Annotated in this window: 26 protein-coding genes; 16 read left to right on the plus strand and 10 right to left on the minus strand. The window is 71.9% G+C overall.

The features are described 5' to 3' along the window. On the minus strand, positions 1-229 hold a 229-nt coding region (locus G3I65_RS56360), incomplete at its 3' end, for a hypothetical protein (RefSeq protein ID WP_203612286.1). Positions 230-591: 362 nt separating this feature from the next. On the opposite strand from G3I65_RS56360, the gene G3I65_RS05340 reads away from it, so the two are divergent. The 3 genes from G3I65_RS05340 to G3I65_RS05350 all read left to right on the plus strand — a co-directional run bounded on the left by G3I65_RS05340 (position 592) and on the right by G3I65_RS05350 (position 3,087). Next, positions 592-1,188, plus strand: a complete 597-nt coding sequence (locus G3I65_RS05340) for a response regulator transcription factor (protein WP_003073605.1) — start codon at positions 592-594, stop codon at positions 1,186-1,188. A 396-nt stretch (positions 1,189-1,584) separates the two neighbouring features. After that, positions 1,585-2,157 carry a sigma-70 family RNA polymerase sigma factor gene (locus G3I65_RS05345; RefSeq protein ID WP_160695107.1) on the plus strand — a complete coding sequence of 191 codons (573 nt, stop codon included), beginning with the start codon at positions 1,585-1,587 and terminating at the stop codon, positions 2,155-2,157. Further along, entirely contained in the window at positions 2,158-3,087 is a 930-nt protein-coding gene (locus G3I65_RS05350; protein WP_160695108.1) for an anti-sigma-D factor RsdA, read from the plus strand. A 61-nt stretch (positions 3,088-3,148) separates the two neighbouring features. Here the strand turns inward: G3I65_RS05350 and G3I65_RS05355 are convergent, their stop codons facing one another. Beyond that, the gene (locus G3I65_RS05355; RefSeq protein ID WP_163046648.1) at positions 3,149-3,544 is read right to left on the minus strand and encodes a DUF5319 domain-containing protein; all 396 of its coding nucleotides are present in this window, start codon (positions 3,542-3,544) and stop codon (positions 3,149-3,151) included. 129 nt (positions 3,545-3,673) lie between these two features. Between G3I65_RS05355 and guaB the strand changes: the two genes are divergently transcribed. The 4 genes from guaB (at position 3,674) to G3I65_RS05375 (ending at position 7,499) form a co-directional block, all read left to right on the plus strand. After that, positions 3,674-5,185 (plus strand): IMP dehydrogenase, encoded by a 1,512-nt coding sequence (gene guaB / locus G3I65_RS05360; protein WP_160695110.1) that lies wholly within the window; start codon positions 3,674-3,676, stop codon positions 5,183-5,185. A gap of 53 nt (positions 5,186-5,238) precedes the next feature. After that, a complete protein-coding gene (locus G3I65_RS05365; protein WP_239070547.1) occupies positions 5,239-5,685 on the plus strand; it encodes a DUF3574 domain-containing protein in 447 nt (148 codons plus the stop codon). Between the two features lie 74 nt (positions 5,686-5,759). Beyond that, the gene (locus G3I65_RS05370) at positions 5,760-6,284 is read left to right on the plus strand and encodes a hypothetical protein (RefSeq protein WP_160695111.1); all 525 of its coding nucleotides are present in this window, start codon (positions 5,760-5,762) and stop codon (positions 6,282-6,284) included. A gap of 81 nt (positions 6,285-6,365) precedes the next feature. After that, positions 6,366-7,499: a GuaB3 family IMP dehydrogenase-related protein gene (locus G3I65_RS05375; protein WP_160695112.1), complete on the plus strand. Its 1,134-nt coding sequence runs from the start codon at positions 6,366-6,368 to the stop codon at positions 7,497-7,499. Here the strand turns inward: G3I65_RS05375 and G3I65_RS05380 are convergent. Continuing rightward, entirely contained in the window at positions 7,483-7,683 is a 201-nt protein-coding gene (locus G3I65_RS05380) for a DUF397 domain-containing protein (protein WP_160695113.1), read from the minus strand. The genes G3I65_RS05375 and G3I65_RS05380 overlap by 17 nt on opposite strands. 166 nt (positions 7,684-7,849) lie before the next feature. On the opposite strand from G3I65_RS05380, the gene G3I65_RS05385 reads away from it, so the two are divergent. The 3 genes from G3I65_RS05385 (at position 7,850) to G3I65_RS05395 (ending at position 11,887) form a co-directional block, all read left to right on the plus strand. After that, positions 7,850-9,559: a GMC family oxidoreductase gene (locus tag G3I65_RS05385; protein WP_160695114.1), complete on the plus strand. Its 1,710-nt coding sequence runs from the start codon at positions 7,850-7,852 to the stop codon at positions 9,557-9,559. A 10-nt stretch (positions 9,560-9,569) separates the two neighbouring features. Continuing rightward, entirely contained in the window at positions 9,570-10,280 is a 711-nt protein-coding gene (locus G3I65_RS05390; RefSeq protein WP_160695115.1) for a maleylpyruvate isomerase family mycothiol-dependent enzyme, read from the plus strand. A 77-nt stretch (positions 10,281-10,357) separates the two neighbouring features. Then, a complete protein-coding gene (locus tag G3I65_RS05395) occupies positions 10,358-11,887 on the plus strand; it encodes an FAD-binding oxidoreductase (RefSeq protein ID WP_309235276.1) in 1,530 nt (509 codons plus the stop codon). Here the strand turns inward: G3I65_RS05395 and G3I65_RS05400 are convergent. Continuing rightward, a complete protein-coding gene (locus G3I65_RS05400) occupies positions 11,884-13,329 on the minus strand; it encodes an aldehyde dehydrogenase family protein (RefSeq protein WP_160695116.1) in 1,446 nt (481 codons plus the stop codon). The genes G3I65_RS05395 and G3I65_RS05400 overlap by 4 nt on opposite strands. A gap of 56 nt (positions 13,330-13,385) precedes the next feature. Further along, positions 13,386-14,420, minus strand: a complete 1,035-nt coding sequence (locus G3I65_RS05405; protein ID WP_160695117.1) for a zinc-dependent alcohol dehydrogenase family protein — start codon at positions 14,418-14,420, stop codon at positions 13,386-13,388. 75 nt (positions 14,421-14,495) lie between these two features. Between G3I65_RS05405 and G3I65_RS05410 the strand changes: the two genes are divergently transcribed. After that, the gene (locus G3I65_RS05410) at positions 14,496-15,095 is read left to right on the plus strand and encodes a rhomboid family intramembrane serine protease (protein ID WP_160695118.1); all 600 of its coding nucleotides are present in this window, start codon (positions 14,496-14,498) and stop codon (positions 15,093-15,095) included. A gap of 36 nt (positions 15,096-15,131) precedes the next feature. On the opposite strand, the gene G3I65_RS05415 is transcribed toward G3I65_RS05410, so the two are convergent. Further along, on the minus strand, positions 15,132-15,563 hold the full coding sequence (locus G3I65_RS05415) for a hypothetical protein (protein ID WP_160695119.1): 432 nt from the start codon (positions 15,561-15,563) through the stop codon (positions 15,132-15,134). Positions 15,564-15,632: 69 nt separating this feature from the next. Next, on the minus strand, positions 15,633-16,178 hold the full coding sequence (locus G3I65_RS05420; protein WP_160695120.1) for a DinB family protein: 546 nt from the start codon (positions 16,176-16,178) through the stop codon (positions 15,633-15,635). 108 nt (positions 16,179-16,286) lie between these two features. Between G3I65_RS05420 and guaA the strand changes: the two genes are divergently transcribed. Further along, on the plus strand, positions 16,287-17,843 hold the full coding sequence (guaA, locus tag G3I65_RS05425; protein WP_160695121.1) for a glutamine-hydrolyzing GMP synthase: 1,557 nt from the start codon (positions 16,287-16,289) through the stop codon (positions 17,841-17,843). A gap of 62 nt (positions 17,844-17,905) precedes the next feature. On the opposite strand, the gene G3I65_RS05430 is transcribed toward guaA, so the two are convergent. Next, positions 17,906-18,148, minus strand: a complete 243-nt coding sequence (locus tag G3I65_RS05430; RefSeq protein ID WP_160695122.1) for a hypothetical protein — start codon at positions 18,146-18,148, stop codon at positions 17,906-17,908. After that, the gene (locus G3I65_RS05435) at positions 18,141-19,421 is read right to left on the minus strand and encodes a PspC domain-containing protein (RefSeq protein ID WP_160695123.1); all 1,281 of its coding nucleotides are present in this window, start codon (positions 19,419-19,421) and stop codon (positions 18,141-18,143) included. The genes G3I65_RS05430 and G3I65_RS05435 overlap by 8 nt, the downstream gene beginning before the upstream one ends. Before the next feature lie 131 nt (positions 19,422-19,552). Here G3I65_RS05435 and G3I65_RS05440 point away from each other — a divergent pair, with 131 nt between their 5' ends. The 3 genes from G3I65_RS05440 to G3I65_RS05450 are packed head-to-tail and all read left to right on the plus strand — an operon-like array spanning position 19,553 to position 22,199. Next, entirely contained in the window at positions 19,553-20,167 is a 615-nt protein-coding gene (locus tag G3I65_RS05440) for a restriction endonuclease (protein ID WP_160695124.1), read from the plus strand. A 51-nt stretch (positions 20,168-20,218) separates the two neighbouring features. Beyond that, positions 20,219-21,511 (plus strand): ATP-binding protein, encoded by a 1,293-nt coding sequence (locus G3I65_RS05445; protein ID WP_166639706.1) that lies wholly within the window; start codon positions 20,219-20,221, stop codon positions 21,509-21,511. 7 nt (positions 21,512-21,518) lie between these two features. After that, the gene (locus tag G3I65_RS05450) at positions 21,519-22,199 is read left to right on the plus strand and encodes a response regulator transcription factor (RefSeq protein ID WP_125307407.1); all 681 of its coding nucleotides are present in this window, start codon (positions 21,519-21,521) and stop codon (positions 22,197-22,199) included. On the opposite strand, the gene G3I65_RS05455 is transcribed toward G3I65_RS05450, so the two are convergent. Continuing rightward, on the minus strand, positions 22,196-23,101 hold the full coding sequence (locus G3I65_RS05455; protein WP_160695126.1) for a DMT family transporter: 906 nt from the start codon (positions 23,099-23,101) through the stop codon (positions 22,196-22,198). The genes G3I65_RS05450 and G3I65_RS05455 overlap by 4 nt on opposite strands. A 104-nt stretch (positions 23,102-23,205) precedes the next feature. Here G3I65_RS05455 and G3I65_RS05460 point away from each other — a divergent pair, with 104 nt between their 5' ends. Beyond that, a complete protein-coding gene (locus G3I65_RS05460) occupies positions 23,206-24,108 on the plus strand; it encodes a LysR family transcriptional regulator (protein WP_160695127.1) in 903 nt (300 codons plus the stop codon). Positions 24,109-24,244 lie beyond the last annotated feature (136 nt).

The following is a 24,244-nucleotide window of genomic DNA, read 5'->3' on the forward strand; positions in this document are numbered from 1 at the left end:
CCGGCGGCTCGCCGCGCGGGCCGTCGCGGAGCACGCCGGGTGGCGGGCCTGCGTCCGCGGGGGCTGGGTCGGTGCCGAGATCGAGCTCGCCGCAGGTCAGGGCGCTGCCGCTGTCCCACATGCCGAGCGCGCATTCGAAACGGCGGTCGCGCGGGGTGCGCGGCGGCACGCGGTGAAATCCGGGATTGTGCTGGCTGTCGCCGTGCGGGCGGCCGGGCGTCCCGATCACCGGGAGATTTCGGACGGTCTTGTCGGAAATGCGTTGGCGACCGCGGAGGAATGCGAACTGCTTTCACTTTCGTGGCCCGCCGCCCTCGTCGCGGCCGACCTGCGCCCAGGACACGCCGAGGAGTATCGATTCAGAGTCGCCCAGGTGTTGCACGCAGTGTTACGAAGCGCAGATCCTTGCGGGAGGAGGATCGCGGGGGAATCACCATGGGTGCCCGACCCGGGTGGTTGAGCCGTCGGAATGGGGTGTTCCGGCATCCGGGCTAAGAAACTTCAAAAAAAGCCACCGGATCGTGTCAAGGTTCGGGCTAAAGCGTCCGATAGGGGAAGTGGAATGTCACCCGGCTGCAGGAAGGAAACCCCGTGACGACGGTCTTGATCTGCGATGACCGACGCAGTGTCCGTGAAGGGCTCACCCGAGTGATGTCCGCGGTCCCTGGGGTCAGTCGCATCGACTGCGTAGCGCACGGTGACGAGCTGCTGGCCCGGTACTCCCGTCAGCCCGTCGACGTCGTGCTTGTCGGGACGCAGCGCGCGGTCCCGACGGGTGTCGAAGCCACCCGGCGGCTCGTCTCGGCCAACCCCCAGGCGAACGTCATCGTCTTCGGCGCCCCGGACGACGCGGGCAGCATCGCCGCCGCGATCGCCGGCGGCGCGCGCGGCTACCTCCGCTGGGACGCGTCCCGGCCGGAGCTGGTCGCCGCCCTCGCGCACACCCTCGCGAGCACTTCGGTGCCCGCGCCCCGTCAGCCGTCCGACCCGGGCGTCCAGCTGACCGAGCGCGAGCTCCAGGTGCTCCGCGGGATGAGCCAGGGCAAGAGCAACGGCCAGATCGGCCGCGAGCTCTACCTGTCCGAGGACACGGTGAAGACCCACGCCCGGCGGCTGTTCCGGAAGCTCGGCGTGCGCGACCGCGCGCAGGCCGTGGCCCACGGCTTCCGTCGCGGCCTGGTCAGCTGACCCGTCCCCGCGGCAGTTCTCCCCGATCCTGACACGGCCGGAATACAGGTGACGACGGGCCAGGGCGCACCGCCCTGGCCCGTACCTGTGTGGTCCCCATCACACTCCGGCGCCCGATGAGGCAGCCCCCGCGGCCGATCGCCGCCGCGGCACCCGTCCCTCCGACGGATCTCGTACCTGAGGCCCCGTTCGCTCGTTGAATCGTCGACCAAGGCCGCAGGTTGGCAGGAAAATCCGTATTTTCGCGGCTCCGGCACGCACGGCACGCCGGGGAACCCCGCGCGCGTCGGCCCGGAGCGGGCCGAAGGTACGGTAGCGGTCACCGGTTCGAGGTGGAGGCGACCACGGGCCGGGTTCTTTGCACACCTACACGTAACACTGGGACTGTTGTCTGCGATGGCCAATGTGGGGGATGGACTGGATGAGCCGGTCGCCGCTGCTGTCGAGGGAGATCCCCAGGCAGTGGAGCGGCTGCTGGCTGCTATCCGTCCACTGGTAGTGCGGTATTGCCGCGCCCGGGTTGGCAGGCAGGAGCGATCCTTCGCTTCGGCGGACGACGTTGCGCAGGAGGTGTGTCTCGCGGTGCTCACGGCATTGCCCTCGTACCGCGATCAAGGCCGCCCGTTCCTGGCCTTCGTCTACGGGATCGCCCAGCACAAGGTGGCCGACGCGCATCGCGCGGCGGCGCGCAACCGAGCCGAGCCGGTCGCCGAAATCCCCGACGAGATCGAAGTCGGGGTCGGCCCCGAGCAGCGCGCGCTGCAAGGTGAGCTGAACGAGCGGATGTCCCAGTTGTTGCAGGTGCTGCCGGACAAGCAGCGGGAGATCGTGGTGCTTCGCGTGGTGGTCGGCCTGTCGGCGGAGGAGACCGCGGACGCGGTCGGCTCCACCCCGGGTGCCGTCCGCGTCGCCCAGCACCGTGCCCTCGCGCGGCTGAGAAAGGTCCTGGCCGCGGAGGAGGTGATCTGAGTGACCGGTCACGAGAGAGGTATCGAGCCGGATGACGTCTTCGGCAGTGGCCTGACGGCGTCGGAGGCGGAATTCGCCGCCGACCTGTCCGCCGTGCAAGCCGATGACGCGCTGCTCGACGCGCTCGGGGGGTCCGACCCGGCGCTGGCCGACGGCCTCGGCGACCAGGAGCTCAACGCGTTGCTGGTGGCGTGGCGAAGAGACATCGACAGCGAGCCGCTGGCCGAGCTCGTCGACGTCGACACCGCCGTGCGCACCGTCAGTACCGCCGCTCTCGCGAAGCGGCACGCCTCGAGCGGACGCCGCCGCAGGCTGCTCGTCCCCATCGCCGTCGCCGCCGCCGTGCTGGCGATCGCGTTCACCGGGACCGGGCTGGCCGCGCGCTCCGCGGAACCGGGTGACACCCTCTGGGGCCTCGCGAAGGTCCTGTACTCCGACCACACCCGCTCGGTCGAGGCCGCCGCGAACGCGAAGCTCGACCTCGAGAAGGCGAACCTGGCCATCGCGGGCGGCAACCTCGACGCTGCGCGCGAAGCCCTCGACGCCGCCCAGGCCGCGCTGTCGCAGGTCAGCGACGAAGACAACCGCGACCAGCTGATGGAACAGCACCGGCAGCTCGCCGCGCAGCTCTCCAAGCCCGAGGCCCCGGTCCAGGGCCCGATCCAGACGTCGGTGCCGCCGGCGCCGCCCGGCGCGTCGTCGACGCAGGTGCCGCCGGCCGGCTCGGCGACGTCCATCCCGGGCAGCGGCAGCGGCACCACCAGCCTGCCCGGCAGCGGGACGCCGACCCCGACGCCCCCGCCGCCGACCACCGAGACCCCGACCCCGACGCCCACCCCGCCGCCGACCACCACGGGCGCGACGGGGAACGAACCGGGCACCCCGCGCAGCGAGACCGTGGGCGGGCAGCAGAGCGTCAGCGGCGAATAACGGCTGCGAAAAAGCCCTGGTGAGCAAACTCACCAGGGCTTTTTTCGTGGGTGGGAGGCGCTCAGTAGGCGCTTTCGTTGGCCGTCACGCCGTCGGCGAAGCCGCGGCAGTAGTCCCAGCTGACGTAGTCGCCGGGGTTCGGGTCGTAGGCCGGCTCGTGCGGGCGCATCCGCCCGTCGGCCAGCAGCTGCTCCAGGCTGGCCCGCAGCAGGTGCCAGTCGTGGTAGTGCGGTTCGTCGCATTCACCGCAGTCCACGACGATCCCGCGGACCCCGCGGGGCTCGAGGAGTGCCTGGTAGACGGCGAGATCCGAGAGGTCGGCCAGCAGTTCGGTGCGTTCGGAGTCGCTGATCGGCTCGTCCAGCCGGTCCTCGTCGTCACCGAAGGCGCGGGCCGGGTCGTCCGGGTCGTCCGCGAACGGGTCTGGGGGCAGGACATCGTGCGCCACGGCCAGCACGGTACCCGGCGGTCGCGACGGCTCGCCCACCGCCCGGGGCGGGCGCGGCGCCCGGATATCATGAGGAGAAGGCTCCGAGTCGCCACAGCGACCCCGCTCATCCCGCGCCAGGAAGGCCCTTCACCCGCTATGACCAGCGACGGCATCACCGCCCCCGTTCCGGCCAAGTTCGCCATGCTCGGCCTGACCTTCGACGACGTGCTGCTGCTGCCGGCCGAATCGGACATCGTCCCCAGCGGCGTCGACACCAGCACCCGGCTGACCCGGAACATCACCCTCGGCGTCCCCCTGGTGTCCGCCGCGATGGACACCGTCACCGAGGCGCGCATGGCGATCGCGATGGCCCGCCAGGGCGGCATCGGCGTGCTGCAGCGCAACCTGCCGATCGACGAGCAGGCCGCCGCGGTCGAGGTCGTCAAGCGCTCCGAGGCGGGCATGGTCACCGACCCGGTCACCTGTTCGCCGGACGCGACGCTGGCCGAGGTCGACGCCCTGTGCGCGAAGTTCCGCATCTCCGGAGTGCCGGTCACCGACGCGGCCGGGACGCTCGTGGGCATCATCACCAACCGCGACATGCGGTTCGAGGTCGACCACAGCCGCCCGGTGTCCGAGGTGATGACGAAGCCGCCGCTGGTCACGGCGCAGGTCGGCGTCTCGGCGGACGCGGCGCTCGGGCTGCTGCGCCGCCACAAGATCGAGAAGCTGCCGATCGTCGACGGCGCGGGCAAGCTGCGCGGCCTGATCACGGTCAAGGACTTCGTGAAGACCGAGCAGTACCCGAAGGCGACGAAGGACCCGGACGGCCGCCTCATCGTCGGCGCCGCGGTCGGCGTCGGCCCGGACGGGCACCAGCGCGCGATGGCGCTGGCCGACGCCGGGGTCGACGTGCTGATGGTCGACACCGCGCACGGCCACTCCCGCTCGGTCGTCGAGACGGTCTCGCTGCTGAAGAAGGAGCTGGGCGACTCGGTCGACATCGTCGGCGGCAACGTCGCGACGCGGGCGGGCGCGCAGGCGCTGGTCGACGCGGGCGCGGACGGCATCAAGGTCGGCGTCGGCCCGGGCTCCATCTGCACCACCCGGATCGTGGCGGGCGTCGGCGTGCCGCAGATCTCGGCCATCTACGAAGCCGACCAGGCCGCGCGCCCCGCGGGCATCCCGGTCATCGGCGACGGCGGCATCCAGTACTCGGGCGACATCGCGAAGGCCATCGCGGCCGGCGCGTCCACGGTGATGCTGGGCAGCCTGCTCGCCGGCACCGCCGAGTCGCCCGGTGACCTGATCCTGGTCAACGGCAAGCAGTTCAAGGTCTACCGCGGCATGGGCTCGCTGGGCGCGATGCAGTCCCGCGGCCAGGCCAAGTCGTACTCGAAGGACCGCTACGCCCAGGACGACGTGCTCAACGAGGACAAGCTGGTCCCGGAGGGCATCGAAGGCCGCATCCCGTTCCGCGGGCCGCTGTCGAACGTCGTGCACCAGCTGATCGGCGGCCTGCGCGCGGGCATGGGCTACGCCGGCGCGCAGACGATCGCGCAGCTGCAGGAGGCGCAGCTGGTGCGGATCACCGCGGCCGGGCTCAAGGAGAGCCACCCGCACGACATCACGATGACGGTCGAGGCGCCGAACTACACGACCCGCTAGTCCGCCCTTCCGGGCATTCCCCACCGGCCGTCGCGGCCGGGAAACTCGGCCGCATGGCGATGCCACGACGGATTTGGGTCACGGCCGCGGCGGCGACGCTGGTCGGCCTCGGCGGCGGTATCACGGCGTCCGCCGCCGACACCCCGCCCGCGCCCGCCCAGGTGCGGTCGCCGGGGGAGATCTGGAAGCGCACGGAGCTGTTCTTCGGCACCGGCAAGCCGGACGGCACCGAGGTGACCGACAAGGAGTTCGCCGCGTTCTCCGACCGGGAGATCACCCCGGCGTTCCCGGACGGCTTCACCCGCCTCGACGGCAGCGGCCAGTGGCGGGGCGGGTCCGGCGCGATCGTGCGGGAGCACACCCACGTGATCGTGCTGCTGTACCCGTTCGCCGACGGTGCGGCCGAACGGGAGATCGAGGAGATCCGCGCCGGCTACCGGAAGCAGTTCGAGCAGGAATCCGTACTGCGATCGGACTCCGTGGAGCGGGTCTCATTCTGAGTTGTCGTGACCTAGCGTGCTTACGGTAATCGGCCTATCGCCTTGCGTGGCGGTCGTGGTGTGCACTGAGGGGCATGACGGTCGGCCGCTTGACGCGGGTGCTGCGCACGGTGTTCTTCACGGCCGTCGCGCTGGTGTCGTTGTTCCTCGGCGGCATCGTCTGCCTGATGTGCCAGGTCCTGGCCGGGCGTGACGCGCCGACGCACCGCGTCGAGGGGTTCGTCGTCTCCCACGAGCGGGGCGCGCTCCCGGTCGGCGGGGAGGGCGGGCTCAGCCACACGCTCTCGATCGTCGCGGGCGGTCGGGCGTACCGCGTCACCGCCGTCGACCCCGGCCTCGACCTGCCGGCCGGTCAGGCGGTGGTGCTCGACGTCTCCACGGCGGACGGCGGCATCGCCTACCTCCGCGCGGGCGGCGGCGTGGTCGACCTGCGCCCGGGCGTCGTGCGGCCGGTCCTGCTGATCGCCGCGGCGCTGCTCGCGCTGGGCGCGGTGTACTTCGGCGCGGTCCGGCTCAACGTCTACCCGCCGGTGGCGACCTGGCTGGCACTGGCGCTCGGGGCGGTGCTGGCGCCGATCGCGGTCTTCGTCCGGGTGTAGTGCCACCCCCGTGCGCGGGTCACCCACGCGGACTAGCGACAATGGGGCACGGCAGATTGTCGTCGTCGGAGGAGGCTTCACGTGCGGGACCTGGTCGAGATCGGGATGGGCCGCACCGCGCGGCGGGCGTATGACCTCGACGACGTCGAGATCGTGCCGTCACGGCGGACCCGGTCGTCTTCGGTGGTGTCCACCTCCTGGCAGATCGACGCCTACCGCTTCGACCTGCCGCTCGTGACGCACCCGACCGACGCGATCGTCTCGCCCGGCACCGCGATCGCCGTCGGCGAGCTGGGCGGGCTCGGCGTGCTCAACGCCGAGGGTCTGTGGGCGCGCCACGCGAACGTCGAGGACGCCATTTTCCAGCTGGTCCGCGCGGCCGAGGACCTCGAGGACCCGACCGCGGTCGGCCGCGTGCTGCAGGAGCTGCACGCCGCGCCGATCCGGCTCGACCTGCTGAGCGAGGCCATCAAGACGGTCCGCGAATCCGGCGTCACGGTGGCCGCGCGCGTCAGCCCGCAGCACGCGGCCGAGCTGACCCCGGACCTGATCGCGGCCGGCGTCGAGATCCTGGTCGTGCAGGGCACGATCATCTCCGCCGAGCACGTGCAGCGCGACGCCGAGCCGCTGAACCTCAAGGAGTTCATCGGCCGCCTCGACGTCCCGGTGATCGCCGGCGGCGTCAGCGACTACCGCACGGCGATGCACCTGATGCGCACCGGCGCGGCCGGCGTCATCGTCGGCCACGGCTACACGCCGGGCGTGACGAGCACCGACCGCGTCCTCGGCATCGGCGTCCCGATGGCGACGGCCATCATCGACGCCGCGGCCGCCCGCCGCGACTACCTCGACGAGACCGGCGGCCGCTACGTCCACGTCCTGGCCGACGGCGGCATGACGACCTCGGGTGACATCGCGAAGGCCATCGCGTGCGGCGCGGACGCCGTCATGCTCGGCTCCCCGCTGGCCGCCGCGCAGGACGCCCCCGGCCAGGGCCTGTACTGGACCGCGGCGGCCGCGCACCCGTCCCTCCCGCGCTCGCGCGTGGCGGCGGGCCCGGACTACGCGGTCGACCTCAAGACCCTGCTGTTCGGCCCGTCGTCCGACGCGGAGGGCGTGGTCAACCTGTTCGGCGCCCTCCGCCGCGCGATGGCGAAGACGGGCTACTCGGACCTGAAGGAATTCCAGCGGGTGGGCCTCACCGTCCGTCGGTGAGGTGGTCGAGGAACGCGGTGAAAGCGGTCCTCGAGAAGACGAGCACCGGGCGGGCGGCCAGTGCCGCCTGCTTGGTGTCCCGCAGGCCGACGACGCCGGGACCGGAGCCGACCTCGACGCAGGCGTTCTCCTCGAAGTGGCTGTGGCTCGACTTGCGCCAACCGGTGAGCTTTCGTGGGCTCATCGTGGTGCCTCCTGGGATCGTGTCCCGACCGGCGGTGTGTCGCCGACGTGGACATCGAGCACTTTGATAAGTACCCACCAAAAGCGCTTCTGTAAGCGTCCAGAAGGGTGACCGGCCAGTAACTTACCTCTGGTCAGAACCTGGACCCCGGGTTACGCTCCTGGGTGTGACTGCCAGTAACACCACCACCAGTGCGGGTGGCCCCGACTACGACGTCGTCGTGGTGGGGTCGGGGTTCGGCGGCAGCGTCGCGGCGCTGCGGCTCACCGAGAAGGGCTACCGGGTAGCCGTCGTCGAGGCCGGGCGGAGGTTCGCCGACGACGAGTTCGCGAAGACGTCGTGGGACCTCAAGCGCTACCTCTGGGCGCCGCAGGTCGGCTGCTACGGCATCCAGCGCATCCACATGCTCAACGACGTCATGGTGCTCGCGGGCGCCGGCGTCGGCGGCGGGTCGCTCGTCTACGCGAACACGCTGTACCGGCCGCTCAAGCCGTTCTACCGCGACCGGCAGTGGGCCCACATCACCGACTGGGAGGCCGAGCTCGCGCCGCACTACGACCAGGCGAGCCGGATGCTGGGCGTCGTCACGAACCCGACGATCACGCCGTCGGACGTCGTGATGCGCGCGGTCGCGAAGGACATGGGCGTCGCCGATTCGTTCCACCCGACGCCGGTCGGGGTGTACTTCGGCAAGCCCGGCGAGCGCGCTTCGGATCCGTACTTCGGCGGGGCCGGGCCCGAGCGCGTCGGCTGCACCGAGTGCGGCTCGTGCATGACCGGCTGCCGCGTCGGCGCGAAGAACACCCTGGTCAAGAACTACCTCTACCTCGCCGAGCAGGACGGCGCGAAGGTCATCCCGCTCACGACGGTGACGTCCGTGCGCCCGGTCGACGGCGGGTACGAGGTCGACCTGAAGAAGACCGGCACGACGTCGAAGCGCTTCCGGACGACGATCACGGCCGAGAAGGTCGTCTTCGCCGCGGGGACCTGGGGCACGCAGAACCTGCTGCACAAGATGAAGGACACCGGCACGCTGCCTCGGCTGTCGCGCCGCCTCGGTGAGCTGACCCGGACGAACTCCGAGGCCATCATCGGCGCGGCCCGCACCGACGTCGACGAGAGCCGGAACTTCAGCCGCGGGGTCGCGATCACGTCGTCGATCCACCCGGACGAGAACACCCACATCGAGCCGGTCCGCTACGGCAAGGGCAGCAACGCGATGAGCATGCTGCAGACGATCGCGACCGACGGCGCTTCGCCGGTGCCGCGCTGGCGGCAGGCTGTCAGCTTCATGGTCAAGCACCCGATCCAGACGGCGAAGCTGCTCAACGGCTACCGCTGGTCCGAGCGCACGGTGATCCTGCTGGTGATGCAGAGCCTCGACAACTCGATCACGACGTACACGCGGCGCGGGCTGTTCGGCCGCCGCAAGTACACGTCGAAGCAGGGCCACGGCGAGCCGAACCCGAGCTTCATCCCGGCCGGCCACGAAGCCAACGAGCGCACGGCCGACCACATCGGCGGCATCGCGGGCGGCACCTGGGGCGAGATCTTCGACATCCCGCTGACGGCCCACTTCATCGGCGGCGTCCCGATCGGCGCCACCCCGGCGGAGGGCGTCATCGACCCGTACCACCGCGTGTTCGGCTACCCGGGCCTGTCGGTGGTCGACGGCGCGGCGATCACGGCCAACCTCGGCGTGAACCCGTCCCTGACGATCACGGCGCAGGCCGAGCGGGCGTTTTCGCTCTGGCCGAACAAGGGCGAGGTGGACCAGCGACCGTCCCAGGAGGCGGGTTACGTCCGGCTGGAGCCGGTGGCGCCGAAGAACCCGGCCGTCCCCGCGGACGCCCCGGCGGCCTTGCGGCGGTCCTAGACTCGACGCCGTGACGACGGCATCCGAGAAGGCACACGCGCTCCTCGACGGGGTTCGCAAGCTCGACGACGAATGGGCCAGGGTCATCGGTGGCCTCGGCGAACCCGAACTCCGCGCGCCCAGCGCGTTGCCCGGCTGGTCGCGGGCGCACGTGCTCGCCCACCTCGCTCGCAACGCCGACGGCCTCAAGAACCTCCTGACCTGGGCGGACACCGGCGTCGAGACGCCGATGTACCCCAGTGCCGAAGCGCGCGAAGCCGACATCGAGGCCAGTGCGCGGCACGCCGCCGCCGACATTCTGGCCGACTTCGTCGCGTCCGCCGGGCGGTTCGAGCAGTACGCCGCGGGCATGGCGGACGACGCCTGGGCGCGCGAGGCCCGCAACCGGCAGGGGGCGCCGGTCACCGGGGCCGTTGTCGCGCGGATGCGGCTGTCCGAGCTGACCATCCACCTCGCCGACCTCGACCGGGGCTACGACCTCGATCGCGTGCTCGGGCTGCTCGGTCCGCTCGCCGAGGACGTCGTGCAGCACGCCATCAGCTCCCGCGAGGCGCACCTGCCCGCGGTGCGGCTGGTCGCCGGTGGTTTTGAGTGGACGATGGGCGCCGCCCCGGGCGCCACCGTGTCCGGTACGGCCGGGCAGTTGCTGGCCTGGCTCAGCGGGCGCTCCGACGGGGCGGACCTGGACGGCGCCGTGCCGCGGATCCCGGCCTGGTCCTGAACGCCGCGCCACCGCCGCGCGTGTACCGAGTGGGCCGCCGACCCTAGACTGGGCGGCCCGGCCCCGAGGAGTCCGCTGTGGACAGTGAGCACGACCAGGCGCAACCCGCCGGACGGCCGCGCGTCCACCACCATGTGGACAGAAGGACGTTCCTCCGGGTGGCCGGGGTGTCGGCGGCCGGTGCCGTCGCCGCCGCGTGCGGGCCGGGTGGCACGCCGTCGCCGGTCGCGTCGAGCGCGCCGCCGCCCACGACGACGTCCGGGCCGCCGACCTCGCGGCTGCCGACCGGACCGCCGAACTGGGACGACCTGCGCAGCCAGCTGACCGGGAACCTGCTGCGCCCGGGCACCGACGGCTACGACGCCGCCAAGCGCGCGTTCAACCCGCTCTTCGATAGCCGGAACCCGGTCGCCGTCGTCACGGCGTCGACGGAAAAGGACGTCCAGGTCAGCGTGCGGGCCGTGGCCGGGCGCGCGAGCCTCGCCGCGCGCAGCGGCGGGCACAGCTACGCCGGCTACTCGGTGCCCGAGGGCGGGATGATCGTCGACGTCGCCGGGCTGAACAAGATCGACGTCCAGGGTGGCCAGGCCGTCGTCGGCGCGGGCGCGAAGCTCAAGGACGTCTACGCCGCGCTGGGGCAGGCCGGGCGCGCGCTGCCCGCCGGGTCCTGCCCGACGGTCGGGATCGCCGGGCTGACCCTGGGCGGCGGCATCGGCGTGCTCTCCCGCAAGTACGGCCTGACCTGCGACCACCTCAGTTCCGCGAAGGTCGTCACGGCCGACGGCCGGGTGCTCACGGCGTCCGCGGACTCCGAGCCGGACCTGTTCTGGGCGCTGCGCGGCGGGGGCGGCGGCAACTTCGGCATCGTCACCGAGTTCACCTTCGACACCGACCCGGCGCCGGACGTGACGGTCTTCTCGCTGCACTTCCCGGCCGGGTCCGCGGCCGACGTGCTGGACGCGTGGCAGCAGTGGATCGCCGCGATGCCGCCGGAGCTCTGGGCGAACTGCGTCGTTTCGGGCGGCTCGCCGGTGCAGTGCCGCGTGGGCGGCTGCTACGTCGGCGGCGCGTCCGGGCTGAACACGCTGCTCAACAACCTGACCACCAACGCCGGCGCGCGGCCGACCCAGCGCACCGTGAAGAGCCTCGACTACCTCGGCGCGATGAACTACTTCTCCGGCAGCTCGAACCGGCAGTCGTTCGTGGCGTCGTCGCGGATCATCACGAGCCCGGTGGACGCCGCGAAGGTCGTCGCGCTCGCCGACGGCCGCGCCGGCACCGATCTGCTCATCGACGGGCTCGGCGGCAAGGTCGGCGAGCCGGCGAAGGACGCGACGGCGTTCTGGCACCGCGACGCGCTGGCCAGCGTCCAGATCTACGCGCCCGCGACGGCGAAGACCCAGACGAAGGTCGAGCAGTCGGTGGGGGAGATCGCCGCCGGGCTCGCCGCGGCCGGCGCCGGCGGCGGGTACGTCAACTACATCGACCCCGCCCTGCCCGACTGGAAGGCCGCCTACTACGGCGACAACGCGAAGCGGCTGCAGGACGTCGCCAGGAAGTACGACCCCGACAACGTCTTCCGGTTCGGGCAGAGCGTCGTCGCTTAAAGGTCGATGCCGGTGAAGACCGTCACGCGCTCTTCGGTCAGGTCGTGCATCGCGGCGAGCACGCCTTCGCGGCCGACGCCGGAACCCTTCACCCCGCCGTAGGGCATCTGGTCGGCGCGGTAGGACGGGACGTCGCCGACGATCACGCCGCCGACCTCGAGTTCGGCCGACGCGTGGAACGCCAGCTGGACGTCGGTGGTGAAGACGCCGGCCTGCAGGCCGTACGCGGAGTCGTTGACCGACCGGAAGGCGTCGTCCACACCGTCCACAACGGACACCGCGAGCACCGGCCCGAAGATCTCCTCCCGCCAGGCCTTGGTGTCCGGCGGGACGTCGGTGAGCAGGGTCGGGGCGACGGTGGCGCCGTCGCGGGTGCCGCCGGTGAGCAGCTTCGCGCCCGCCGCGACGGCTTCGTCGACCCACGCGACGATCCGTTCGGCGGCGGCTTCGTCGACGACCGGGCCGACGTCGGTGTTGCGGTCGTACGGGTCGCCGGTGCGCTGCGACTCGACGGCTTCCAGCAGCGCGGGCACGAACTCCTCGGCCACGGCGGCGTCCACGATCACCCGCTGCACCGCGATGCAGGACTGCCCGGCCTGGTAGTTGCCGAAGGTCGCGATGCGGTGCGCGGCGCCTTCGGGGTCCGGCCAGTCGCGCAGCACGACGGCCGCCGCGTTGCCGCCGAGTTCGAGCACGACGTGCTTGCGCGGCGCCGCGTCCTTCAGCGACCAGCCGACCGGACCCGAGCCGGTGAACGACACGACCGGCAGCCGCGGGTCGGCGACGAGCTCCTGCGTCTGCTCGTTCCCCAGCGGCAGCACCGAAAACGCGCCTTCCGGCAGGTCCGTCTCGGCCAGGATCTCGCCGAGGATCAACGCCGACAACGGCGTCCGCGGCGCGGGCTTGACGATGATCGGCGCGCCGATCGCCAGCGACGGCGCGACCTTGTGCGCGACGAGGTTGAGCGGGAAGTTGAACGGCGCGATGCCCAGCACCGGCCCGCGCGGGACGCGTCGGGTCAGCGCCAGCCGCGCCTCGCCCGCGGGGTCGGTGTCGAGGCGCTGGACGTCGCCGGTGAACCGGCGGGCCTCCTCGGCGGCGATGCGGAACACCGACACCGCGCGCTTGACCTCGGCCTCGGCCCACTTGAGCGGCTTGCCGTTCTCGGCCGTGATGACTTCGGCGATCTCCTCGGCGCGCCCGGCGAGCACCCGGGACACGTGCTCGAGCGCGCCGGCGCGGAGGTGGGCCGGGGTGCCGCGGAACTCGCGGGCGACCGACACCGCGGCGGCGACCGCGCGCTCGACCTGCTCCGGCCCGGGCACGGCGACCGTGGCGACCTCGCTGCCGTCGTACGGGTGGTGCACGACGAGGGTGGTGGCGCCCGCCTCGGGGCGGCCGGCGATCCAGGCGGGACGCGGCTCGGGGGTGATCATGTCCATGCCCACCAACGTAATCCGCGGGGGAACCCTCGAAAGAACATCCCCGCCCGGACGGGTCACGGCTTGATGAGCACCTTCAGCGCTTCGCGGTCCGCCATCGCGCGGTAGCCGTCCGGCACGCCCTCGACGTCGATGGCCCGGTCGAAGACGCGTCCCGGCTGGTACTTGCCGTCCAGGACGTCCGGCAGCAGCTCGGGGATGTAGTGCCGGGCCGGCGCGACGCCGCCGGTGATGGTGACGTTGCGCCGGAACACGCCGACGCCGGCGGGCGCGTCTTCGTACTGCGGCAGGCCGACGCGGCTGACCGCGCCACCGGCTCGCACGACGCCGACGCCCATCTCGAACGCGCCCTTCGTGCCGACGCACTCGAGGACGGCGTGCGTGCCCTGGCCGTTCGTCAGCTCGCGCACCTTCTCGATGCCTTCGGCACCGCGCTCGGCGACGACGTCGGTCGCGCCGAACTCGCGGCCCAGGTCGGTGCGCGCGCGGTGGCGTCCCATCAGGACGATCCGGCCGGCACCCAGGCGCTTCGCCGCGAGGACCGCGGAAAGCCCGACCGCGCCGTCGCCGATCACGGTGACGTTCTGGCCCTCGCTCACCCGCGCCTTGACGGCGGCGTGGTGGCCGGTGGAGAAGACGTCCGACAGCGTCAGCAGGGACGCGAGCAGGTCGTCGTCCTCGGTGTGCGGCAGCTTGACCAGGGTGCCGTCCGCCTGCGGCACGCGCACGGCCTCGCCCTGGCCGCCGTCGACGCCCTTCGCGCCCCACCCGCCGCCGTGCAGGCAGGACGTCTGGAGGCCTTCGCGGCAGAACTCGCAGGTGTTGTCGGACCAGACGAACGGCGCGACGGCGAGGTCGCCCTTCTTGAGCGTGGTGACGTCGGCGCCGGTCTCTTCGACGATCCCGAGGAACTCGTGGCCGATCCGGCGCCCGTGCTCGCGCGGCGGCATGTCGGCGTACGGCCAGAGGTCGCTGCCGCAGATGCAGGACCGCACCACCCGCAGGACGACGTCGGTCGGCTCCACCAGCTTCGGGTCCGGCACGGTCTCGACCCGGACGTCGCCGGCGCCGTAGATGACTGTCGCTCGCATACTGGGGGCCTTCCCTGGGCGGAACGTGACAAACGTCGGGGGTGCGACGGCGGTGAACCGCCTAGATTTTCGTCCATGAGCACGCGCACCGCATCCCGCAACCCGTTCGCGGCACTCGCCGGAACCACCCGCCGCCCGTACCTGACAGCGGCGGTGTTCGCGGTGACACTGGCGTGCGGGATCGCGCAGCTGGCGGACCGCGGGCTCTACGGCCACGTCGTCCGCGACGCCGCCCGCATCGACGACGGCGAGTGGTACCGCCTGGTGACGGGCATGTTCTTCCAGGACGGCTGGGCGTTCGGCCTGGCCTCGAACCTGCTCTGGCTGGCGGTGTTCGGCACGCTGGCCGAGCGCGTGTTCGGCCGCGCCCGCTGGCTGGTCCTGTACTTCGGCTGCGGCCTGTTCGGCCAGTTCATGAGCTACGTCTGGCTCAACCCGGTCGGCGCGGGCAACTCGATGTGCGTGACGGGCCTGATCGGCGGCCTGGCGGCGGTCGTGATGGTGGCTTCGCGCCGCTACGGCGTGGTGCTGCCGGTCCAGTTCCGGGTCCTGGCGTTCGCGGTGCCGGTGCTGGCCGTGGTCGACACGCTGGTGCACGACAACCACGGCCTCCCGTGCCTGCTCGGCCTGGCCCTCGGCTTCCTGCTCCTGCCGCGGCTGGTCGTGAGTGTTTAGTCGGGTTCTAACCCGACTAAACACTCACGACGTCGGTCAGTCGGGGTAGCGGCCGCCGAGCCGGCACCAGTGCGCGACCAGGTGCGGCTGTGGTGGCACCGCCAGCAGCTCCGCCAGGTCCGCTTCGGCCTGGCGGGCCGCCCGCTCGGTGCGTTCCCACTCCAGGTCCCCGTCGACGCCGTCGCACCGCTCGGCGCGGGCCAGCGCGGCGGCGATCCCGTCGCACCGCAGCTCGTCCGCGCGGCCCAGGTCCTCGGTGTGCCGGGCGTCGAGGATGATCCCGCTGCCCGACCGGGCGCCGTACCGGAAGGCGATCCGCAGCAGGTCGGTGCTGAACTCCCGTGTTTCGGCGGGCACCCACGACAGCCGCTCCCAGTCGGGCGGGGGCTGGTCGTCGGCGCGGCAGACCACGTAACCCGGCAGATCACACCAGGTCAGGGCGCCTTTCGGGCGGAGTCGGTAGAGCATGCGCAGGTCCCCCTAGAAGCCGTCCTCGATACCCGGTCAATCGGGCCGACGGTGACTCCCCGTTACAGCTCACCGGTTGCGGTACAGGTCGCGCAGCAGGAGGACCTCGGCGCAGTGGTGGATCATCTCGCGGTGGATGTGGAGCACCAGCGTCGCCATCGGGTACTCCGCGTACGGGCCTTCGGCGGGTCCGCACGGCCGCGCGAGCGCCTCCTCGTCGAGTGACCGGACGCCGGAAACCCACCGGGCGTAGTACTCGTCCAGCAGCTCCAGCGCCGCCGCGGCCGTTCCCGGGTACGGGTAGTCGTCGTAGGTCATCGCCGGGCCGCCGAAGTGCGACGCCACCCGCATGCCCAGGACGCCGACCAGGACGTGGTTGAGCCGCCACGCGATCGTCGTGACCGGCGGCGGAACCGGCTCGGGGAAGGCGAAGTCGATGGTGAACGGGCCCGTGCCGGGCTCGTCGTCCGACTTCCGCGGCCGCACGGTCCAGCAGCCCGCGACGGGCTCCCAGAAGTATTCGTCGTCGGTGAGCCCTTCGAGCTTCGGGCGCGTGTGGACGTTCCAGTGGAAGTCGAGCTGGTCGGTCAGTTCCTTGGTCCAGTTCACAGCCATACGCGGACCGTAGGCCGGATCGCGGACAGGGGCGGCCCTGAATCCCGGGTGACCCAGCCCACCTGGGACAATGGACGCGATTCCCGCTTCTCGCCAGGAGGTCCTCAGGTGCCCAACCCGACCGGTCCGGTTCTCGTCGTGGACTTCGGGGCGCAGTACGCGCAGCTGATCGCCCGGCGCGTCCGCGAGGCCCAGATCTACTCGGAGGTCGTGCCGCACAGCGCGTCCACCGAAGAGATCCTCGCGAAGAACCCCGCGGCCATCATCCTCTCCGGCGGCCCCTCGAGCGTGTACGCCGAAGGCGCCCCGGGCATGGACCCGAAGCTCACCGAAGCGGGCGTCCCGATCTTCGGCATCTGCTACGGCCACCAGCTGCTCGCCAGCGCGCTCGGCGGCGTCGTCGAGCCGACCGGCGTCCGCGAGTTCGGCCGCACCGAAGTCCGCGTGACCGGCGACGGCGGCGTCCTGCACGCCGGCCTGCCCGCGCACCAGCCCGCGTGGATGAGCCACAACGACAGCGTCACCAAGGCCCCGGAAGGCTCGGTCGTCACCGCGTCCTCCGACGGCGCCGAGGTCGCCGGCTTCGAAGACGTCGAGCGGCGCTTCGCGGGCGTCCAGTACCACCCGGAGGTCGCGCACTCGCCGCACGGCCAGGAGGTCCTGCGCCGGTTCCTGCACGACATCGCGGGCATCAAGCCGCAGTGGACGACGTCGTCGATCGTCGAGGAGCAGGTCCAGCGGATCAGCGACCAGATCGGCGACGGCCGCGCGATCTGCGGCCTGTCCGGCGGCGTCGACTCAGCCGTCGCAGCCGCGCTGGTCCAGCGTGCCATCGGCGACCGGCTGACCTGCGTGTTCGTCGACCACGGCCTGCTGCGGGCGGGGGAGCGCACCCAGGTCGAGCGCGACTTCGTCGCCGCCACGGGCGTCAACCTGGTGACGGTGGACGCGCGCGAGCGCTTCCTCGACGCGCTCGCCGGCGTCACCGACCCGGAGCAGAAGCGCAAGATCATCGGCCGCGAGTTCATCCGCGTCTTCGAGCAGGCCGAGCGCGACCTGAAGGCCCAGGGCGACTACAAGTTCCTGGTCCAGGGCACGCTGTACCCGGACGTCGTCGAGTCCGGCGGCGGCGAGGGCACGGCCAACATCAAGAGCCACCACAACGTCGGCGGCCTGCCGGACGACCTGGAGTTCGAGCTGGTCGAGCCGCTGCGGCTGCTGTTCAAGGACGAGGTCCGCCGGGTCGGCCTGGAGCTGGGCCTGCCCGAGACGATCGTGCAGCGCCAGCCGTTCCCCGGCCCCGGCCTGGGCATCCGCATCATCGGCGCGGTCGACCAGGAACGCCTCGACACCCTGCGCGCGGCGGACCTGATCGCCCGCGAGGAGCTGACGGCGGCCGGGCTGGACCGCAGCATCTGGCAGTGCCCGGTGGTGCTGCTGGCGGACGTCCGCAGCGTCGGCGTCCAGGGTGACGGCCGGACCTACGGGCACCCGGTGGTGCTGCGGCCGGTGTCGTCCGAGGACGCGATGACCGCGGACTGGACGCGCCTGCCGTACGACGTCCTGGAGCGGATCTCCACGCGCATCACCAACGAGGTGGCGGAGGTCAACCGGGTGGTCCTGGACGTGACGTCCAAGCCGCCGGGCACCATCGAGTGGGAATGAGTCCACTCCTAGACAGGACTCGAGGCCCCGGCGTGGGATCCGGGGCCTCGAGAGTTTTCGGTTCAGCGCCGGCGTTTGCCGCCGAAGGACGCGCCGAGGAGCAGCAGTCCCACGAACACCGCGCCGCCGGCGATCACCCAGCGGAAGTCGAACGACGGTAGCCAGCTGGCACCGTCCGAGAGGACGTAGGCCGACACCAGCAGGGTCGCGATCCCGACGATCAGCGTGAAGACGTCGAAGCCGCCGCGCTTGGCGGGCTGGGTGTCCGCCGGGTTGTCGTAGGCGTAAGGGTTCTGCTCAGCCACGTCGCACCTCCACGCTGCCCACGCTGTTGTCCACCTTCAGGGTGATCTTCTGGCCGCCGACGCCGTCGGGGCCGTTGTCCGTGCCCTTCAGCGCGGCCTGGCTGATGCCGTCGGTCGAGCGGTCGAAGCAGTCCGCCGAGCCCGCGCCGGTGTGGCACTCGTACGTGACGTCCGCGTTCGCCGGCACGATGACCTTGGTGTCGCCCGCGCCGTTGGACACCGTCGTCGAGTACGGGTCGCCGACCGGCAGCTTGCTCAGGTCGAGGTCGATGTCCCCGGCCGCGTGCTGGTAGAGCGGCTGCACGTCGGCGATCGTGGCGGGCGTCTGCTTGATGTCGCCGACGCCGCCGCGGAAGTCGAGGTTCTCGAACGGCGCCGTGGTCAGGATCATCCCGACGATCGCCAGCGGCACCGCGAGCCCGATCAGGCCGCGCCCGCCGCGGGCGAACGCGCCGGCGACGAGGCCGATCCCGGTCACGCCGAGCACCAGCCCGATGATGTGCTGCGCCGAGAACCAGTCCGCGCCGTTGAGGTTCAGCAGCACCCCGGCGCCGGCGGTCAGCACCGCGAGCGCGAAGGTCACCGAGCCGACCTTGGAGTGCGGCCGCCGCTCAGGGGCCCGGTACGGCGGAGGCGGCGTGGGCCGCGGCGGCTCGGGCGGTGCCTCGGGCAGGTCCCAGCCGGCCGGGTCGGCGGCGAGGGGGTCCCACCCCTTCGCCGGCGACTGCGCCTCGGCGGTGTCGGTCATGGTGAAGGCTCCGTTCCCGGTGAAGGCCTCGGTCCGCGTCCGCGCCATGACCGGCGCCGGCCGGTTCAGGTGCCCGCGGCTGCGGTGCAGCAGGTAGAGAGCGGTGGAGATGAGCGCGAAGCCGATCAGGCCGCCACCGTCGAACCAGGTGGAACTGAACATCCCGCCGGCGCTGACGACCGTCAGCACGGCCAGCACGACGGCGAAGGCGGGCGACACCGAGGACCGGCCGCGCCCGATGAGGCCATCGAACCCGGACACCTCGTCGTTTTCGCCGGGCAGGAACAGCCACGCCAGCAGGTAGAAGGTCAGGCCGAAGCCCCCGAAGATCGTCGCGACCACCAACGCGATCCGCACGACGACGGGATCGACCCCGTACCGGTACCCGATCCCGGCGGCCACCCCGGCCACCTTCCGCCCCGCCTGCGGCCGCCGGGGCCGGCTGGCCCAGAAGTCCTTGGCGGTCTCCTCGAAGCCGTTCAGCACCCCCGGCTTCGACGACCGGCTTTCGCTCGCACCACTCATACCGAAAGCATGCGGCACGGGCGGCGGCGGGACATCCGGGATGGTCCCTGAGGTTTCCCGGAGAGGGTCGCGTAACGGACGGCTCCCCGGCGCGACCTTGTTCCGAGCCCGCTTCGGAGGAGGAACCCGCGATGGCCCGGAGGAAGAAGTCGGCCGGAGACAACGGCTGTGCGGTGGCCGGGGTCGCCGTGATCGTCGTGGTGGGGCTGGTCGTGAAGCTGGTCGCGGCACATCCGGTCGCGTCGCTCGTCGGGGGCACCGCGGTGATCGGCCTGACGATCTGGGGGATCGTGCTGTGGCGGCGGAAGCGGGCCCGTGAAGCGCGGCAGGCGTGGGAGCTGGAGGTCGCCCGGTCGCAGGAGATCGCCCGCTACCACTCGATGGCCCCCGACGAGTTCGAGCGCGCCCTCGCCTTCCTCTGCTCGCGGGACGGCTGCTCGCAGGCGACGGTCACCGGGCGAGCCGGCGACCTCGGCGCCGACGTCACGGCCTACGCGCCCGACGGGCGCAAGATCGTCCTGCAGGCCAAGCGGTACGGGGGCACGTCCAAGGTCACCGGTCCGGACCTCCAGCGCTTCGGCGGTACCTGCTACTCCGTGCACGGTGCCCGCGTCGCCGCCGTCGTCACCACCTCGACGTTCACGAAGCAGGCCCGGGAGTACGCCGCCCACCACGGCATCCGCCTGCTCGACGGGCCCGGTCTCGCCGCCTGGGCCGGCCGCACCGGGCCGGCGCCCTGGCACTGACCAGTGGATCAGGGGTTTCCCCGATGGAACCGCCGGCTCCTGCGTGTGACCATGGACGGCGTGCAGGACTCCCTCGACCTCGTAGCCACCGACCAGGCGGTCGCCGTCCCGGAGAAGCCCAAGATGTTCCGGCGGCGCTCCGGGCGGGCGATCGCCGGGGTCGCCGGTGGGCTCGCCGATCACCTCGGGGTGCCGGTCCTCTGGGTGCGGACGGCGTTCGCGCTGCTCGCCGCGCTCAACGGGGCCGGGTTGCTCGCCTACGGGCTGCTCTGGGTGTTCGTGCAGCAGCAGTCCCAGGAAGCCACGGACACGCCGACGCCGAAGGAACGGCAGCAGGCGTTCGGCCTGATCGCGCTGGGCGTCGGCCTCGCCGTCGCGAGCGGGACGCTCACCGGGTTCATCAGCGGCTGGGTCGCCGTGCCGCTCGCCGTCGCCATGTTCGGTCTCGCGGTCGTCTGGCGGGAGGCTGACGAGTCGCAGCGCCGCCGCTGGCGGGCCGGGGCGAAGGACGGCTTCGCGGGTGCTCTCCTCGGTGGGGGCGGCTGGTCGGCCGCCATCCGGATCGTCGCCGGCGTCGCGCTGGTGATCACCGGCATCACCGTCGTCGTGCTGCGCAGCGGCACCCTCGACCAGGTCCAGTTCGCGCTGATCGCGGTACTGGCCACGCTGATCGGCGTCGCCGTGCTGACCGTGCCGTTCTGGCTGCGGCTGGTCCGCGACCTCTCCGACGAGCGCAAGGCCCGCATCCGCACCGACGAACGCGCCGAGATCGCCGCCCACCTGCACGACTCCGTACTCCAGACCCTCGCGCTCATCCAGAAGCAGAGCGAACAGCCCCGCGAGGTCGCGCGCCTGGCCCGCAGCCAGGAACGCGAGCTGCGCGGCTGGCTCTACGGCCCCAACGGCTACGGCAAGCCGGCCGAGAGCGAAGAGGAAGCCACCGGTCAGCTGTCTGAAGCGCTCGCGACGGCGTGCGGCGAGGTCGAGGACACCTTCGCGATCTCGGTCGGCCAGGTCGTCGTCGGCGACGCCGAACTCGACGAGTCGCTGGTCGCGCTCGTCCAGGCCGCGCGCGAAGCCATCGTCAACGCCGCGAAGCACGCCGGGGTCGACGAGGTCAGCGTCTACGCCGAAGTCGAGCCGACGTCGGTGACGGTGTTCGTCCGCGACCGCGGCAAGGGCTTCGACCCCGACCTCGTCCCGGACGACCGCCACGGCCTCGCCGACTCGATCCGCGGCCGGATGACCCGGCACGGCGGCACCTGCAAGGTCCGGACCGCGCCGGGCGAGGGCACCGAGGTGCAGCTCGCCATGCCGGTGAAAGCGGGCAAGGGAGCGGCGTGAGGCGGCTATGCTCGACGACGTGACGGACAGCAAGCGTGAACCGGTCAAGGTGTTCCTCGTCGACGACCACGCCCTGTTCCGCGCGGGGGTGCGCACCGAGCTCGACTCGATCACCGACGAGGTCCGCGTCGTCGGCGAGGCCGGTTCGGTCGCCGAAGCCGTCGCCGGGATCGCGCGGACGAAGCCGCAGGTCGTGCTGCTCGACGTCCACATGCCCGACGGCGGCGGCGCCGAGGTGCTGCGCCGCGTCCGCCCGGAGCTGCCGGACGTCGTCTTCCTGGCGCTTTCGGTTTCGGACGCCGCCGAGGACGTAATCGCGGTCATCCGCGCCGGCGCCCGCGGCTACGTGACGAAGACGATCTCGTCGAAGGAACTGGTCCGCGCGGTGGTCCGCGTCTCGGACGGCGACGCGGTGTTCTCGCCGCGGCTGGCCGGCTTCGTCCTGGACGCGTTCGCCGACCGCCCCGGCTCGGCGCCGATCAACGACCCCGAGCTCGACCTGCTGACACCCCGCGAGCGCGACGTCCTGCGCCTGCTGGCCCGCGGCTACGCGTACAAGGAAATCGCGTCGGAGCTGTTCATCTCGGTGAAGACCGTCGAGACGCACGTGTCGAGCGTGCTGCGGAAGACCCAGCTTTCGAACCGCTACGAGCTCTCGCGCTGGGCTTCCGACCGCCGCCTCGTCTAGACCCGTTCCATCACCGGCTCGGGAGCCGGCGCCCGCTTCGGCAGCCGCGTCAACGCGACGCCGCCGAGCACCACCACCATGCCCGCGATCACCCGAAGGTGCAGCTGTTCACCCAGGAACAGCGCCCCGAGCAGCACCGAAACCACCGGCAGCAGGTAGCCCACCACCGAAGCCGCGACCGCGCCTTCGCTCGCCAGCAGCTGGTAGTTGAGGGCGAACGCGATGCCCGTCGACCCGAGCCCCAGCACCAGGATCGCGAGCAGCGGCCCGGTGGACACGTGCACCGGCGTGAGCCCGCCGACCGGCAGCGCCAGCACCAGCATCCCGCTGGCCAGCAGCATCTGGCCCGCCGCGGTCGCGTACGGCGACAACGACGTGTCCGACAGGTACTTGCCCTCGTAGACGAACGCGAAGCCGTAGCTGGCCGCCGCCGCGAGGCACGCGAGCGCGCCCCAGCTCAGCAGGCCCGACGCCTGCCACGGCGCGAAGATCAGCAGGATCCCGCCCAGCCCGATCAGCAGGCCCGCGAACCGCGCGCCGGTCATCCGCGACGACGTCCCCATCAGCGGCGCCGCCAGCAGCACCCACAGCGGCGTCGTCGAGTTCAGCACGCCGGTGATCCCCGAATCGACCGTCGTCTCGCCGATGGCGAACAGCAGGAACGGCAACGCGTTGTGGAAGAACGCCGCGACCGCCAGGTGCCCCCACATCCGGCGGTCGCGCGGCAGCCGCGCCCGCTGCAGCCGGCACAGCACCAGCAGCATGGCCGCGCCCAGCACGAGCCGCGCCAGCACCAGCTGGACCGGCGAGAACATCCCCAGCCCCAGCTTGATCCAAAAGAAACTCGAGCCCCACATCAACGCCAGCGCGCCGATCCTCAGCAGGGTCTTCGTCTCGCCCACCCCAGTCCTCCTCAGCCGATCCAGCGTCAGCTTCGCCCGCGCCAGACGTAAGGACAAGCGAAAATAACTGCAGGAACACTTAAGCCCAGCTGTAAGATCGGGCCATGCTCGACGTCCGCCGCATGCAGGTCCTCCGCGCCGTGATCACCAGCGGGTCGATCACCGCCGCGGCCCGCAACCTGGGCTACACGCCGTCCGCGATCAGCCAGCAGCTTTCCGCGCTGGAACGCGAAGCAGGCACCGAACTCCTCGAACGCGTCGGGCGCGGCGTCCGGCCGACCCCGGCGGGCGCGCTGCTGTCCGAGCACGCCGAGACGCTGAGCACCGAGCTCGCCAAGGCCGAGGCGGCGCTGGCCGAGCTCAAGGAGGGCCGCACCGGCCGCGTCTCGATCCGCTACTTCGCCACGGCGGGCGCGTCGCTGGTGCCGCCCGCGATCGCCGCGGTCCGCCGCGAACACCCCGGCGTGCACCTCGACCTCAAGCTCGTCGAACCCAACGACCCGATGACGGACGTCGAAGCGGGCAACGCCGACGTCGCGATCACCGTGTTCCCGCGCAAGACCCCGCCCGGCAAGGGGGTAGAGCTGGTGCACCTGCTCGACGACCCGTACCGGGCCGTGCTGCCGAAGGCGCACCCGCTGGCCCGCAAACGCGTGCTGGACCTGACGGAGTTCGCCGACGAGCCGTGGGTCGGCGTCGACGGCCTGCCCGGCATCTGCCGCGACATCCTGGACAGCGCGTGCGCGTCCGCCGGGTTCGCCCCGAACATCGTCGTCGAGTCCGAGGACTACCAGACGGCGCAGGGGTTCGTCGCCGCCGGCATCGGCGTCGGCCTGGTCCCGGAGCTCGGCCTCGGCGCGCAGCACCCCGGCGTCGTCGTCCGCCGGATCCGGAACCCGGAGCCGGTCCGCGCGATCCACGCCGCGGTCGCGTCGCGCGCGTGGGGCCACCCGGCCGTCCGCACGCTGCTCGAAGCCATGCGCGCGGCGACCGCCAAGGTGGCTTAGACGAAGAACAGCTCCGAAACGAGGATGCCGACCAGCACCGCCGCGAGGATCGCGGCCACGGTGATCAGCGTCTTCTTCGACACCGGCAGGTTCCACGCGTCGGCAGGCCGGGCCACGGGCGCGGGTGGCGGCGCGT

Source organism: Amycolatopsis sp. SID8362 (assembly GCF_010550475.1).
Taxonomy (GTDB): Bacteria; Actinomycetota; Actinomycetes; order Mycobacteriales; family Pseudonocardiaceae; genus Amycolatopsis; species Amycolatopsis eburnea.

What these genes read in the sequence shown, in the direction of transcription:
- G3I65_RS05345 (WP_160695107.1), top strand. Translation starts at nt 1,585, where the DNA reads ATGGCCAATGTGGGGGATGGACTGGATGAGCCGGTCGCCGCTGCTGTC.
- guaB (WP_160695110.1), top strand. Translation starts at nt 3,674, where the DNA reads ATGACCAGCGACGGCATCACCGCCCCCGTTCCGGCCAAGTTCGCCATG.
- G3I65_RS05365 (WP_239070547.1), top strand. Translation starts at nt 5,239, where the DNA reads ATGGCGATGCCACGACGGATTTGGGTCACGGCCGCGGCGGCGACGCTG.
- G3I65_RS05370 (WP_160695111.1), top strand. Translation starts at nt 5,760, where the DNA reads ATGACGGTCGGCCGCTTGACGCGGGTGCTGCGCACGGTGTTCTTCACG.
- G3I65_RS05380 (WP_160695113.1), bottom strand. Translation starts at nt 7,683, where the DNA reads ATGAGCCCACGAAAGCTCACCGGTTGGCGCAAGTCGAGCCACAGCCAC.
- G3I65_RS05400 (WP_160695116.1), bottom strand. Translation starts at nt 13,329, where the DNA reads ATGGACATGATCACCCCCGAGCCGCGTCCCGCCTGGATCGCCGGCCGC.
- G3I65_RS05405 (WP_160695117.1), bottom strand. Translation starts at nt 14,420, where the DNA reads ATGCGAGCGACAGTCATCTACGGCGCCGGCGACGTCCGGGTCGAGACC.
- G3I65_RS05410 (WP_160695118.1), top strand. Translation starts at nt 14,496, where the DNA reads ATGAGCACGCGCACCGCATCCCGCAACCCGTTCGCGGCACTCGCCGGA.
- G3I65_RS05415 (WP_160695119.1), bottom strand. Translation starts at nt 15,563, where the DNA reads ATGCTCTACCGACTCCGCCCGAAAGGCGCCCTGACCTGGTGTGATCTG.
- G3I65_RS05420 (WP_160695120.1), bottom strand. Translation starts at nt 16,178, where the DNA reads ATGGCTGTGAACTGGACCAAGGAACTGACCGACCAGCTCGACTTCCAC.
- G3I65_RS05435 (WP_160695123.1), bottom strand. Translation starts at nt 19,421, where the DNA reads ATGAGTGGTGCGAGCGAAAGCCGGTCGTCGAAGCCGGGGGTGCTGAAC.
- G3I65_RS05440 (WP_160695124.1), top strand. Translation starts at nt 19,553, where the DNA reads ATGGCCCGGAGGAAGAAGTCGGCCGGAGACAACGGCTGTGCGGTGGCC.
- G3I65_RS05445 (WP_166639706.1), top strand. Translation starts at nt 20,219, where the DNA reads ATGGACGGCGTGCAGGACTCCCTCGACCTCGTAGCCACCGACCAGGCG.
- G3I65_RS05450 (WP_125307407.1), top strand. Translation starts at nt 21,519, where the DNA reads ATGCTCGACGACGTGACGGACAGCAAGCGTGAACCGGTCAAGGTGTTC.
- G3I65_RS05460 (WP_160695127.1), top strand. Translation starts at nt 23,206, where the DNA reads ATGCTCGACGTCCGCCGCATGCAGGTCCTCCGCGCCGTGATCACCAGC.